Origin of the sequence: Arthrobacter sp. efr-133-TYG-120, from assembly GCF_030209785.1 — a bacterium.
Lineage (GTDB): Bacteria > Actinomycetota > Actinomycetes > Actinomycetales > Micrococcaceae > Arthrobacter.
The window spans coordinates 247,694-261,155 of the sequence record NZ_JARVRI010000010.1; the positions used below are offsets into that span (position 1 = coordinate 247,694).

Genomic DNA, 13,462 nt, shown 5'->3' on the forward strand with positions numbered 1-13,462 from the left:
CAGCTGCCGGACCTCACGGAAGACCCGGCGCTCCTAGGGGGCCAGTTCGCCCGCCCGCGTCCACCCGAGGGCCTCGTACCGGTCCGCCGCCGCGGCGTCCACGGTCGACGAACGCTTCCTCCGCCAGGCGGGCCAGAATCACAGCCTCGTGATCGAGCGCCACAGAGTCGCCGTCCACTGCGCGCACCGGGCCCACCACAGCGAAACCATCGCCGAAAGCCACCCGGCCCCGCGCCAGAGGGCGGTCGAAGCGGGTCAACTCCACGACGTCGTAATCCTCCAAGGGCGCCTCGAACACCCCGAACTCGGACTCCAGCGGCAGCGCGCTGTTGACCTCGCCCGGCGGGGCGGTCATCAGGACGCCGGCGGGAAGTGTTTCCTCGCCTGCATTGAGCCGCGCCCATAGGGGCTGCCAGTCGTGTGTGGTTTCCGGTGCGCTCATGCACCAACCCTATCGTCGTCCCTGACTGCCGGTACATGCGGAATAGCTTGGCTTTCCGGGGTTTACCAGCGTGAATGGACCATCTCGCGGAAGTACGTGTCGTAGATTTCCCTGACGCTGTTCTCGAAGTCCGGACCCAGGTGGTCCAGTATCTGGATGGAGGCGGCGTTGGAGCGGGCTTGTTCGGGGCTTCGGGCACCTGGTATGACGGTGCTGACGCCGTCTTGTGCCGCGATCCAGGCGATGGCCGCTTGGGCTGTAGTTGCTCCGGACGGGACAAGCTTTTTGAATTCTTCCACCGCTTTGAGGCCTTGTTCAAAGTCAACTCCGGAGAAGGTCTCTCCGACGTCGAATGCTGCGCCGTTCCGGTTGTATTTCCGGTGGTCATTTTCGGCAAAGACTGTGTCCTTGGAATACTTGCCCGAGAGCAGGCCGGAGGCCAGAGGGACCCTGGCGATGATGCCGACTCCGGCGTTCTTCGCCGCAGGCAGGACGCCCTCCAAGGGTTTGAGTCGGAAGGCGTTCAGAATGATCTGGACGGTGGCCGTGCCGTGTTTGATGGCTTCGAGTGCTTCATCGGTCCGCTCGACGCTGACGCCGTAGTCCTTGATTGCGCCTTCACTGACGAGTGTCTCCAGCGCATCGTAGACTTCCGGCCGGCTGTAGACCGGGGTCGGTGGGCAGTGCAACTGCACCAGGTCCAGGCAATCCGTCCGGAGGTTCCGCCGGGAACGGTCGACCCACTGCCGGAAGTTGGCCAGTGTGTAGTTCTCCGGTTTCTGTTCCAGGCGCCGCCCGATTTTGGTGGCTACCGTGATCTCCAGTCCGGGGTTGGCAGCGAGGTACGCCCCTATGGTTTGCTCGCTCCGCCCGTCGCCGTAGACATCGGCGGTATCGAAGAAGGTCACCCCGGAATCCACTGCGGCTTCCAGGATGTCGTTGGCTTCCTTCGGGTCCACGTTGCCCCAGTCTGCACCGAGCTGCCATGTGCCCAGCCCCACAACGGAGACGGACCGCCCCGTCTTGCCCAATACTCGCTGCTTCATCCTTCGACTATAACCACGGCACAACAGCCCCGTCCGCATGGAGGGGGGCCAGTTGATCCTAGGACCGGATGGGCCAGCCACGCCTGGTCAAAAGATGCTGCCGGACGATCTCGGGCTCTCCCGATTCCTCACCCGCCACCCGGGAAGCATAAGCACCAAGTGGCAGGGGACGGCCGGACGCCCCCGTCACACAGCTCAGGTGATGATGACGTTCTGGATGCTCTTTCCAGGTTTTTGAGGTCGACCACGCCGACCATCGCGTCCAAGTGTCGCAGCGGCACGGTGGCCCATGTTCGGTTAGCGGCGGAGTTTGACGGTCTGCGTCTGGCCGCCGAGTCCGGCAGTGTCGAGTGTGAGGGTTGAGCGGCCCTCGGCATCAGCGCCGAGGGTCGCCCCGGAGCCTTCCAGCACTGTGGACCATGTTCCTTCGGGCAGCGTCAATGTGATGCTGGATGCTTTCTGCGTGGGCTCGCTGACCGCCAGACTGAGCACATTTCCGTGCCTGGAGTAGACAACGCACGCTGGACCCGAGGCACCAAGGTCCCCCGCTGTTCCGGCCTTCCAAAAGGTTGCCGCCGTAGTCTTCTCGCTCTTGAAATCCACGGACTGGGCGGTGGCATCGTTCCGGATCACCGTGTGGTTGTCGCCTTGTGCGATCTGCCTGATTTGGGCGACCGATGCGCCTGGAGCCACCACGTAGGCGTAGCTGCCCGGTGTATCGCCTGCGCCGTGGTCAATGTAGACGGTGGCGAAGTTGCGCTGCTGGACGGTGGTGCTGCCGGCAAGGAGATTGACCGTCGACCAGCTTCCGGAGCGGCTTTCGCGGAGGACCGTGAGCGGTGAGGCGTCGAGGACGGCGTAGCCGCCGAACCCTTCCAAATGGACCCATCGATCGTCATCAAGAACCACTGCGCTGCCGGCCGATTCGGCGATGCTGCCCGACGCCGTCGTGAGGGCGTTGTTTCCTTCGTGAAGATTGCGGTGGTCCACAATGCTCTCCACGCGGGCGCCGCTCCTGGTGCTGATGTCGGCGCCGAGGCATACCGCCAGGTCCCCGCTGATGAACCAGGACTTCCTGGCCGACAAGCCGGTGCCACCGGGACCCACAAGATGCTGCCCGACGGCGGCCACCTCGCCCAGGGCCGCGGAGCCCGTCCACTCGTTTGCAGGGCGGGCTGCACCCCATTCGCCCTCCACCTTGTCCGGCAAGGGCGTGGTGTCCACGGTGGTGCCGGGCAGCCGGTTGTAGTTGGCGGTGGCCCAATAGGCGTCGTCGTATTGGCCCAAGTCGGCCGTATAGAAATGTGTCATGCCGGAACCCGTGTGGTAGCCGCGGTTGTTTTCGCCGTTGCCGCATTCGTACCAGGCAATGCGGTTACTTGACATGGATAAGGACAGTGCCCAGCCGCTCCCCCGGTGGATGGTACGGTCCATGGCAGGGAAGAGCCGGTGCCCCGCGGTCTCGGCGACGGGCGCAATACCGCTGGCCTGGAGTTCCTTGACAAGGGCAGTTCTTGGCACGCTGGCCCCTGCAAGAATCGGGCGGCAGGTGTTGCGGGTGATCCATCCGGCGCACAGGCCCCGCCATCTTCCAGCGGTAGCGGGATCCATGGCGCGTGCCAGGAGGAGGATGGCTTCGATCGCGGAAGCCCCGAGGTCGTAGCCGGTGTTGGCCTCTCGGCTAATTGAGCGGCCACGCACGGCATCCGCCATGGCTCCGTTGATGATGAACGGCGCGTACGAACCCTCGACTGCGTCGAGGAAGATGCTGCGGCTTGGATCGGAGATTTCAGAGGCCGTGCCGCCAAGGAGCGCGAACAGCTTGGACAATCCAGTGAGCAGCACTACCCCGTACGAACCTGTGTATGCGGTGGTGCTGTGCTGGATGAAGGAGCCGTCCCTGAAGAATCCGTCTCCGCTAGTGACGTATTGCCACACTTGGCTCAGTCCCGTGATGGCGTGCTGAAGCTTTGCGGTATCTTCCCCGGCCAAGGAGCGGATGATGATTGCCTGGCTAAGGTCGACGCGGTTGGCCCCCACGGACGTGACCTTGGCTCTTGGTGCCATGAACTGCTGCCATGGGTCCGGCACGAAGTGGTCGATGGCTGCGCAGTTGGCAGCGATCTCAGCGGCGGACAGCTCGCCGTGAATCAGGACCAACGTATCGGCCAAGGCCCTTGTCACACCGATTTCCCAGTTCCACCAGTTTCCGGATTCTACTTTCGTATCGTTGTAGGCAACGGCATGCGCGTCCGCCAGCCCCGCTTTGATGTCGGCGAGCACGGAGGCATCCCCGAACACTGTGGCTGTGGGTGTCGCCCAGGCGATGGCGAGCTGCTGCAGACGCTGGTAGGTGGCAACAATTTGGACGTCGTTGGCGAGCGACAGATCGGTGAAAACCGAGGTACGGCCTGGCGCCCGGTTGACCTTGGCCAGCGAAGCTGCGGCCTTGTTGTTCAGAGCTGATAGCCGTGGCGAAGTCTGGATCACCCGCCTGGATCACCGTGCGGCCGGTGATCTGGTCCACCCAGCGGGTCCGCAGCGCGGCGAAGTCCGCGGCGCTCGGCACTGATGCCGCCCAGGAATTTTGGGCAAACATCGAGCTGACAACGGCCGCAAGGGATAGCGTGCCTGCGGTCTGGAGAACCGTTCGGCGTGAGATCTGTGGTGACACGGAGTTGCTCCTAAGTAGGTGTGGTGGACGTGCCAAAGGCGCCCTGGACGTCGAGGCACAAAATGGACGGACTTGAGAACTAGGCGGTGATGCCGAGATCTTCGGCGCGGACGCGAAACGAGAGGGGGGCGCCCCGGGAAAGCCGGAGGGCTTCCTGGACGGTGCTGGCTGCCATGCGTTCCAGTTCGTTGCCCAGGGAACCGGCGATGTGCGGGGTCAGCAGGACATTTGGGTGCGCGTAGAAGCCGGAGTCCGCTGGCAGGACCCAAGGGGTGGTGACATCCAACACGGCATAGATATCACCGCGCTCCACCCGCGCCAGCAAGGCGCCTTGGTCGACGAGGTCACCCCTAGAGGTGTTGATGAACGTGGCTCCGGGGCGGAGCCCTTCGATCCGGCCGGCGTCGATGAGGTTCTTGGTGGAGGGGAGCGACGGCGCGTGGAGGGACACGACGTCGCTGCTCGCCACGAGCTCGTCCAAGGTGACGAGCTCGACGCCGATCGCGGCCGCCTCGGCGGCGTCGAGGTAGGGGTCGGCCACCACGACGTCAAGCTCGTAAGGAGCGAGCAGGCGGATGACATGGCGCCCGATCTTGGAAGCACCGATGATCCCGACGCGCTTGCGGTAGTTTCCCATGTCAGGGAAGAGCCGTTCGGGCTGGATCTCCGCGCGGGCGGTATGCAGGGCGCGGGCGATCTGAAGGACGCGCTTGTTGGCCAGGATAATCATGGCCACGGTGTATTCGGCGACCGGGATGGCGTTGGCATCCGCGGCAGAGCTGACCTGGACGCCGCGTTCCCAGCAGGCGTCCGCAACGTGGTGTTTCACGCTCCCGGCCGCGTGCAGGACGTAGCGCAGGCGCGGTGCCGCATCGAGGACGGCGTCGTCAATCATGGGGCAGCCCCAGCCCGTGATGAGGATGTCGGCCTCCGCGAGCAGCGCCTTGCCTTCGGGTGCGTGGAAGTCCTGGATGGGCTCAAGGCTCAGGAGGTTCAGTTCAGGCTCGAGGGTGTCGAGGCTGCGTTCCGGGAACAGGGCCCGGGCGGTGTGGGCCGGCATGGCCAAGGCAACGTTGAGGGTCACTTGACGCTCCCTGCCGTCAAGCCGGACTTCCAGAATCGCTGCAGCATGATGAACGCTAGAAGCAGCGGCACGATGGACAGAAGGGACCCAGTGATCACCAGGGGTGTGAATTCCGGCTGCGGTACGGCGTAGCCCTGCCAGATGGAAATCCCGACGCTGACCGGGAGCAGTTGCTGGTCCTGGAGCATCACCAACGGAAGCATGAAGTTGTTCCAGACGCCGACAAACTGGAACAGGGCGATCGTGACGTATCCGGGGAGCATCATGGGCAGGCCGAGTGAGAAGAAGGATCGGATGGCTCCGGCCCCATCCACACGCGCGGCTTCGAGCGTTTCGGCCGGGACGTAGGCCGCGGAGTAAACCCGGGCCAGGTAGACACCGAAAGGGTTGCAGAGCACGGGGATGAGGACGGCCCAGATGGTGTTGGTGATCCCGAAGACCGATGCCAGCAGATACATGGGCAGGACGGTGGCGGTGTTCGGGATGAGGACACCCACCAGGACGATACCGAAGAAGGAGTCCTTGCCGCGGAACTGGAACTTGTCGAACGCATACCCGGCCATGACCGAGATGAGCCCGCCAAAGACGGCTCCGAAGGCCGCGTAGAACATGGAGTTCGCCATCCAGCGGAGGAACACGCCGCCGTCTTGGCTCAGGACCGCGACGACGTTGTCAAAAAAGGCCGGGTGCCCGAAAGCGTAGGCCGCCGTTCCGTAGAGGTCCGCGGTGCTTTTGGTGGAGGCGAAGAAGAGCCACAGCACCGGAAGCACCATGTAGGCGCAACCGAGGATCAGGAGTGCGTTCACGGTGAGGGTGCTGGCGAACCCGACTCGGGCGGCCCGGCGTCGTTTCAAAGGTGAAGGCGCAAGCGCCGTTCGGGGCCGGGGGAAGGTGGTGGCGCTCATGCTTTGTTCATCCTTGAGCTGAAGCGGGTGACGGCCCAGGACAGCACGGCGGCCATGAGCGCAATGATGATGGAGGCGGCCGCGGCCTGGTTGAGGTTGTGCCGATTGAAGGCCGCGTCGTAGGCCCACATGTTCGGAACCCATGTGCTGGTGACCGACGCCGTGGCCTTGGAGATGATGGAGGGTTCGGTGAACAGCTGCAGCGTGCCGATCACGGTGAAGAGCATGATGACGCTGAGTGCGGGCAGGATCAGCGGCAGCTTGATGCTGAGGGCCGCACGGATTTCCCCGGCTCCGTCAACACGAGCGGCCTCGAGGACTTCCCGCGGAACCGCCTGCAGCGCCGTGAAGAGCACGATCACGTTGTAGCCCGTCCATTCCCACACGGCGATGTTCACGATCGACGGCAGGATCAGGTGGGCGTCCAGGAAGTTCAGCGAAATGCCGCCGGTTTCGAGGACGGAGACGATGGGGCTGACTCCCGGCGTGTACAGATAGGCCCAGATGAGCGCGGCGATGACGCCCGGAACGGCATGCGGCAGGAAGACAAGGAGTTGGAACAGTTTCCGGGCACGTGCGACGGCGGCATCCAGTAGGAGCGCGAACGCCAAGGCGCCGCCCACCATGCATGGAATGTACATAGCGCAGTACAGCGCGAGGCGGCCGATGCCGCCCACGAAGGCCTCGGATTGCAGGACCTGCACGTAGTTCTCGAGGCCGACGAACGCGGTCTTCGCCTCGCCGAAGCCCAGGCCGGATTTCTGCTGGGCGAAGAAGCTCAACACGATCGAATAGATGACGGGTGCCACCATCGCCAAGGCGAAGACGGCAAAGAACGGGGTAAGGAACAGGGCGGCGGTGCGGCCGCCGGTTCCGGAAAGGCCGCGTGGCTTGCGGATGGTTGAAGCGGGGGCGGCGGCAACTCGGCTGGCCGGCTTCGTAGGTGCTTGATTGACCATTTGAATCTCCTCGCTGGCGGGGTGGCTTGCCATGAAGCCACCCCGCCGGGCGGGCCTACTCCTTGACGGAGAGGCCGTTCTGCTTGAGTCCGCCCACCGTGGCAGTCTGCGCGGTTTCGATGCCCTGCTTGACGGTGCCGCCGGTGGTCAGCTTGCCGAAAGCATCCTTCATGGCGGTGTTGGTGAGGTCCCAGTTCGGTCCCCACTGCCAGCCGCTCCTGACGGAGGCGAAGGCCTTGTCGAAGACGGCGTAGATGTCGTTGCCGAAGTAGCTCGCGTCGAACGCGCCCTTCGCCACTGGAGTCAGTCCTGGAAACGCCAGGTAGGCCGAGCCGGCACTGCCGCGGGCCTTGACGGCGTCGGGGTTGGTGGTGAGGAACTCGATGAACTTAGCTGCAGCGGCGGGGTTCTTGCTGCCCTTGGGGATGTTGAAGCTGGAACCGCCCAGGAAACCGTTCGAGGGAGTGCCCCAGTTCGGCACCTCGGCCGCAATCCACTGGCCGGCCTGGTTGTTTGCTTTCGTACGCGACTGCAGGCCAGGAGCACTCCAGCTCGCGCCGAGGACACCGACAACGGTGCTGCTGGCCAGATCGGCGGACCATTCGTCGCTGAAGGACTGTTCGACCTTGACGATCTTCTCGTCGATCAACTTCTGCCAGTAGTTGGCCACCTTCTGCGTGGCCTCATCCTTGACGCCGATCTTCCAGGTGTCGCCCTCGGTTGAGAACCACTTGGCACCGGCCTGCCAGGCCAGGCCCGCGGTGACGACCGGATCGTTCGGGTAGAAGCTGGCGAGGTAGGCGTTCGGCGCCACTGCCTTGACCCTCTGGCCGGCCTTCTCGAAATCATCCCAGGTCTTTGGAACCTCAACGCCTGCCTTTTCCAGCAGGTCCTTGCGGTACCACATGACCATCGGGGTGGTGTCGTAGGGAAGGGCGTAGGTCTTCCCGCCGAGTTGCACCAGTCCGCGGGCTTGGTCCGAGAGCTTGTCCAGCGTTGCGGACTTGTCGATCAGTCCGTCCAGCGGCTGGAGCTGACCGTTGCTGACGAACTGGGCCAGCTGCGGGTATTCGATGGTGGCCACGTCGGGACCGTTGCCCGCCGTGATGGCAGTGGACAGCTTGGCGTAACCCCCGCTGGCGCCGTTGGGGACGGTTTCGAAGTTGACCTTGATCTTGTTCTGGCTTGCGTTGAACGCTGCGGCGACCTTGTCCATCCCGGCGAGCGAGGACCAGAACGTGATGGTGCCGGTGGGTTCTTGAGCCGGGGTCGGGGTTGCGGAGGGGGTTGTCCCGCAGGCCGTGATGAGGGCGGCACTGGCCACGAGGCTGGCCGCTCCGAGCAGAAGCTGGCGACGCTTCATTCTGTTCTCCTTTGAAGTTCACGATGCGAAGTCGTGGTGTGCCTTGAAGCACTTAACTCCCAGTGAAACGGTCAGCGAGTAAACATATCAACGGAATGAACAGAATTGAACACTAGAACCGGAGTGAAGTTGTCTTGGCTTCCGTCATTCGGCGGCCCCGACGTGAAGCGCCTGGCTCTGGGTGGAATCCCGGATATTGAGGCTGGGAGAGAGGCTCAGTCGCTGCAGCGCCGACACGCCCCGTCGCTGGGCTCCGATCCGGTTCAGGCACATCAGCAGCGCTTCGTGGCCGACGTCGTATTTTGGCGGTGCCACGGCGGTGAGGGGAACGGTACCCAGCGCCGCGATTTCGTCGTCATACGCGATGATAGCCAAGTCCCCGGGGATGCGGACGCGGCGATCCTGGCAGGCGCTGGCGAACTGCAGCGCGTCCTCATCACTGTGCACGATCGCAGCAGTCACGTGCGACTCGGCGCACCAGTCGAGAATCCCTTCCACCACCAGGCGGTGCGCCTGTGGATCGTTCAGCGCACGCGAGACGGGGCGCACCATGGTGGAGTGCTGCGGGGTCCCGGCCCGCCGCATGGCGAGGTGGTAGCCCTCGATGACCTGGGAGGCAGTGGGAGTCTTCTCCCGGACGCACAAGGCAATCCTTCTGTGGCCGAGGGACAGGAGATGGTTGACCGCGATCTCCGCCCCGCGCACATGGTCGCTGCGTACGGATTCCAGGCGGCACTCTTCAGAAATGTCGTCGATGGAGCGTTCGACGACGACAACCGGCACCGCCGTCTCAGCCAGCAAGGCCAGGGTTTCAGTTCCGGCCAAGGAAACCTCACTGGGCGTAACCAGGATGCCGTCAACGCCGTGTTCGAACAGACGGCGAAGCTGGCGCCGTTCCTCGGCCCCGGAGTAGTTGGAAACCCCCAGCACCAACCGAACTCCCGCTTCCTGGGCGGCCGCCTCCGCGCCCCGGATAACCCCGGGAAAATAGTACGACGCGGACGGGACGATCATGCCGACCGTCGCCAGCGGGCGGCTCCCGCCCGGCCGCCCTGACAACAGAGGAACGCTGCCGGGACCCGATGGTCCCCTGGGGTTCATGCCGGTCGCGCGACGCCGGCCGCTTTCAATGGCGGACCCGGCGACAGGGACGGCACCACCTCGGACGCGTTGCAGGAGCCCCTGCTCCGCGAGAGCTGCCAAGTCACGACGGACCGTCATCCCGGACGTTCCCATTCTTGCCGCGAAATCCTCAACGCTGAGGGAGCCGTGAAAAGCCAACTCCTTCAGAATCTGCAGGTGCCGGTCCTCGGGGAGCATGAGAGTCTCCGATCAAGTTCGCTTGTGTTTGATTTGTTCATTATGAACTAGAGCCGACGCTGGCTCCGAAAGTCAAGACCATTTGGGCCCGTGAGAATTGGCCGCGCAGGAGATGTGCATTGTTGTTCAAATCAGCTACCAATGCTTGACCTCAGGTTCCTCAGGGACTTCTCCTTGAATCAGCGGACATTCATCGGAGGAGAAGAATTGAGAGTGAAGTGGGCGAAAGGCTCGGCGGCGGCCGCCTGGTTGGTGAGAACTTCGTGAAAGCGAAGGTTGCGTTTTCTACGCTCGGCTGCCCGGAAGCGTCCCTCCAAGAGATTCTGGACATTGCGGCCACCTATGGGGTTCAAGGGCTCGAACTCCGTTCCATGGCAGGACAAATAGTGCATGCTGGCTTATCGAGTGAAGAGCGCGGCTGGATCCGTAGGCGGATCGACGAGGCAGGGTTGCACGTCGTCTGTGTAGCCACGTACGTACGTGTGGGCGATCCCGGGCTAAGCGACGACCACGTACTCGGCGAGCTTGAGGCCCAGATGCTTCTCGCTCGTGACCTGGGAGCGGCAGGCGTCCGCGTTTTTCCGGGTGGGGCTGGCACGGACTCGGATGCACGCATCGCAAGGCGGCTCGCGGCGGCCGCCCTCTCCGCCCCTGACATCCGGATATGGCTGGAAACGCACGACTCGCATCCCCGAGGAACGGACATCCGGCGGGTTATGACGCTATTGGACGAGATATGCCCCGGTCACGGCGTCCAAGTCATCTGGGACGTACTCCATCCGGCCGCTGCCGGTGAGCGCCCCGCCACGACGTTCGAAGCCATCAGCCCGTGGTTTGGCTATGCGCAACTCAAAGATGCCAACTTCGACGGACAGCTACGGCTCCTCGGTCAGGGCGACATTCCGTTGCACGAAATCCTCATTCTCCTCGAAGACCGAACCGAGTGGCTTTCATTGGAATGGGAGCGCCCATGGCATCCCGAACTCCCCGAACTGGCCGTGGCCTTGGCCGGAATGAGGCAGTGGTTTGAAAAACTGACGGGTCCTTAAGCAGAAGGCCATTTCCTGCATTCGCTGGATGATGACCGGAACATGTCAAGCTTCTTTGGCCCCGTTGGGGCGGGGTACGAGTGGCTCCACTTGCGCCGGCTTTTGGTCAGGCCCTGCGGGAGTGGCGTCCGACCGGATTACCGGTCCGTGTCGAATGCCTGAACCGGGGCTCACGGGTCGCGGGAGAGACCTGAGACCTATTCCTCTACTTCCGCGTGGACCATCTCGGTAGGCTCACCATTATGGAGAATTCAGAGTTGAGACCTGACACCGAAGTACTCAGCGTTCATGAGTGCTGGAAGTACCTTCGTTCCTCCTCCGTCGGCAGAATTGCGCTCGTCAGAGGCGACAGCCCGGAGATCTTCCCAGTCAACTACCTGCCTGACGAGGGGACAGTGATCTTCCGGACAGGACCGGGCACCAAACTGGATGCCGTCATGGCCGGGCAAGTGATTGCATTGGAAGCCGATGGTTTCAACACCTACGGCACAATTGCGTGGAGCGTCATCGTCAAGGGACGTGCCGAGATAGTCACGGAAGCTGAAGAACTGCAGGAATCTTCCGTTATGGAACTCTCGCCCTGGGAAGCCGGCGCCAAAAATCATCTTGTCCGGATTACGCCGGCGGAAATGAGCGGTCGCAGGTTCGTGATCAGCCCGCCATCCCAATGGTGGCCCCCACGCGATTCGTGACCGCTGGTCAGGTCGGCTGCCTCGGTCCTCGCCGACCATGGCTTCCCCGCATTGCCTTGTGCCTTGGGCTGCGTGTCCGGTGCCGAAGGGAAGACGCCGCTTCGTTCATGTCACTCGACCAACTGAAAATCCGGAAGATGGAGGACCAAAGACTCTGGGATCAATTCCCCGTGCTTCGCATTCTGGAAGGGTCAAGCCGGTTCGGGCTTGACCAGATTCCAGGACAAGGAGGTCAGGAATGTCGGACTTAATCAGGTGGTTCGATAACCGTCGCTCACCCATTGAGATGATCGAACGGCTATTCGAAGGTGATGTGGCAGCATCCGGGATCCGGGTCGAACAATTGGTTGAAGGCACCACCCTGGTGGTTCGCGCCGAACTGCCGGGGATCGATCCCGAGAAGGACGTTGAAATCACGCTTGGCGACGGGTTCCTTGAAATAAGGGCTGAACGGCAGGAGAAAGAGGAGCAAAAGGACAAGGGCAGCTACAGAACGGAATTCCGCTACGGCTCCTTCGTCCGCAGGCTGCCAGTTCCGGACACAATCCAAAAGGACGACGTCTCCGCTTCATACAAGGACGGTGTTCTCGAAGTGAGAGCCCCGATTCCGGAAAGGGTCCAACCCTCCTCCGCTCACAAGATCTCGATTACGCGGGAGTAGTACACACGGTCCAGATGATGGCCTGCCACGGGCGGGCCGTGACTTTCGGCCCTATCATCCGGAATCGCAACGGATCACGCTAGCGGGGAACGAAATCACCCCTATCGCGGGAGGAAAGTCATGGGCGGGGAAGCATCCACTGCAAGGATAGTTGTTGGTGTTGATGGATCGGAAGCCTCCATAGAGGCACTGAGGCAGGCCCAGAGCCTTGCGGTGCCATTGGGAGCGCAAATCGAGGCCGTTGCCTACTGGGAGTTCCCTCAGGTCTATGGCGGCTATGTGGCCATGGGCATCGATGACTTCGAGGAAGGCGCCGGACAGGTCCTCAAGGAATCCTTGGAGAAAGCGTTCGGTCCGGGACTGCCGGACAACGTCGTCTCGCGCGTTGTCCGCGGTCAGGCACGGGAATCCCTCATTGAAGCTAGCCGGGAAGCTGACATGATCGTTCTCGGCAGGCGTGGCCACGGAGGATTTGGCGGGCTGCTGCTCGGATCGGTCAGTTCAGCCTGCGTTGCCCACGCCCACTGCCCGGTCCTTGTTGTCCATGCTCCGGAAAAGAAGTGAACGACACCGACGGCGGAGAGAGGAGACGCCTGATGGCGCCCTTGTGGTCTCTGAGTCGCCTTCTCGCCGATCCAGCCGCTCAAATGCCGTGACTTGCAGAAGCAAAATCGGCCCCCAGGAGAAACAAATGTCCTTTCCCAACATGGATCCCAGCCCCTTTGACGATGTCCGGCACGTCACGGAGGAGCTTAGCGAGGAGCGTTGCTGGGAGCTGTTGTGCTCACAGGACACAGGCCGCTTCGGCTTCAACTACAAGAACAGGGTGATGATCCTGCCCGTCAGCTACCTCGTCCATGACCGGGCGATCTACTTCCGTACGTCCGCTGCCGGGACCATCGGGGACGCCGTTCCTCGCTTGAGTTCATCGTTCGAGATTGATGAGGCGCAGCCCGAGCGAAGCGAAGGGTGGTCGGTCCTGGTCAGTGGACCTTCCTCGCATGTGCAGGAACCGGAGCTGTTGACCTATCTTTGGGGACAGGCCATGGTAGAGCCCTGGGCAGGCGGAGCAAGGAATGACTTCATCCGGATCCACGCCGCGGTGGTGACTGGCCGCCACGTACACCTAGCCTGAATCCGGGTCCTGGCGCCAGGCGTCAACGGTGCTCTCCAGAGTGCCGGGCCTGCCCGAGTCGGGTTCGACGGCTGTGCTGTCGATTCCCGTGATGGCCTCGCCCGCCTTTTCCCCGGGAAGGAACCCCGCCCG

13 protein-coding genes are annotated in these 13,462 nt (G+C 63.0%); 5 read left to right on the forward strand and 8 right to left on the reverse strand.

All coding sequences use genetic code 11. The features are described from left to right. Nucleotides 1-13 precede the first annotated feature (13 nt). From QRN51_RS06885 to QRN51_RS06920, 8 genes are all read right to left on the reverse strand, one after another. Nucleotides 14-442: a hypothetical protein gene (locus QRN51_RS06885; protein WP_284989192.1), complete on the reverse strand. Its 429-nt coding sequence runs from the start codon at nucleotides 440-442 to the stop codon at nucleotides 14-16. Between the two features lie 62 nt (nucleotides 443-504). Next, the gene (locus tag QRN51_RS06890; RefSeq protein ID WP_284989193.1) at nucleotides 505-1,488 is read right to left on the reverse strand and encodes an aldo/keto reductase; all 984 of its coding nucleotides are present in this window, start codon (nucleotides 1,486-1,488) and stop codon (nucleotides 505-507) included. Between the two features lie 297 nt (nucleotides 1,489-1,785). Further along, nucleotides 1,786-3,978 (reverse strand): polysaccharide lyase 8 family protein, encoded by a 2,193-nt coding sequence (locus QRN51_RS06895; protein ID WP_284989194.1) that lies wholly within the window; start codon nucleotides 3,976-3,978, stop codon nucleotides 1,786-1,788. Nucleotides 3,979-4,241: 263 nt separating this feature from the next. After that, nucleotides 4,242-5,246, reverse strand: a complete 1,005-nt coding sequence (locus tag QRN51_RS06900; RefSeq protein ID WP_284989195.1) for a hydroxyacid dehydrogenase — start codon at nucleotides 5,244-5,246, stop codon at nucleotides 4,242-4,244. Next, nucleotides 5,243-6,151, reverse strand: a complete 909-nt coding sequence (locus QRN51_RS06905; protein ID WP_284989196.1) for a carbohydrate ABC transporter permease — start codon at nucleotides 6,149-6,151, stop codon at nucleotides 5,243-5,245. Before QRN51_RS06905 ends, QRN51_RS06900 begins: the two co-directional genes overlap by 4 nt. Then, nucleotides 6,148-7,110 carry a carbohydrate ABC transporter permease gene (locus tag QRN51_RS06910; protein ID WP_284989197.1) on the reverse strand — a complete coding sequence of 321 codons (963 nt, stop codon included), beginning with the start codon at nucleotides 7,108-7,110 and terminating at the stop codon, nucleotides 6,148-6,150. Before QRN51_RS06910 ends, QRN51_RS06905 begins: the two co-directional genes overlap by 4 nt. A gap of 55 nt (nucleotides 7,111-7,165) precedes the next feature. Continuing rightward, complete coding sequence (locus QRN51_RS06915; protein WP_284989198.1) at nucleotides 7,166-8,473, reverse strand: ABC transporter substrate-binding protein; 1,308 nt, start codon at nucleotides 8,471-8,473, stop codon at nucleotides 7,166-7,168. Nucleotides 8,474-8,617: 144 nt separating this feature from the next. Beyond that, the gene (locus tag QRN51_RS06920; protein WP_284989199.1) at nucleotides 8,618-9,793 is read right to left on the reverse strand and encodes a substrate-binding domain-containing protein; all 1,176 of its coding nucleotides are present in this window, start codon (nucleotides 9,791-9,793) and stop codon (nucleotides 8,618-8,620) included. 218 nt (nucleotides 9,794-10,011) lie between these two features. Here QRN51_RS06920 and QRN51_RS06925 point away from each other — a divergent pair, with 218 nt between their 5' ends. The 5 genes from QRN51_RS06925 (at nucleotide 10,012) to QRN51_RS06945 (ending at nucleotide 13,330) form a co-directional block, all read left to right on the forward strand. Continuing rightward, nucleotides 10,012-10,842 carry a sugar phosphate isomerase/epimerase family protein gene (locus tag QRN51_RS06925; protein WP_284989200.1) on the forward strand — a complete coding sequence of 277 codons (831 nt, stop codon included), beginning with the start codon at nucleotides 10,012-10,014 and terminating at the stop codon, nucleotides 10,840-10,842. A 242-nt stretch (nucleotides 10,843-11,084) separates the two neighbouring features. Beyond that, nucleotides 11,085-11,534 (forward strand): pyridoxamine 5'-phosphate oxidase family protein, encoded by a 450-nt coding sequence (locus QRN51_RS06930; RefSeq protein WP_284989201.1) that lies wholly within the window; start codon nucleotides 11,085-11,087, stop codon nucleotides 11,532-11,534. A 238-nt stretch (nucleotides 11,535-11,772) separates the two neighbouring features. Next, entirely contained in the window at nucleotides 11,773-12,195 is a 423-nt protein-coding gene (locus tag QRN51_RS06935; RefSeq protein WP_284989202.1) for an Hsp20/alpha crystallin family protein, read from the forward strand. Between the two features lie 120 nt (nucleotides 12,196-12,315). Continuing rightward, nucleotides 12,316-12,759: a universal stress protein gene (locus tag QRN51_RS06940; protein WP_284989203.1), complete on the forward strand. Its 444-nt coding sequence runs from the start codon at nucleotides 12,316-12,318 to the stop codon at nucleotides 12,757-12,759. A 127-nt stretch (nucleotides 12,760-12,886) separates the two neighbouring features. Next, on the forward strand, nucleotides 12,887-13,330 hold the full coding sequence (locus QRN51_RS06945; RefSeq protein ID WP_284989204.1) for a pyridoxamine 5'-phosphate oxidase family protein: 444 nt from the start codon (nucleotides 12,887-12,889) through the stop codon (nucleotides 13,328-13,330). The last annotated feature ends 132 nt before the right edge of the window (nucleotides 13,331-13,462 follow it).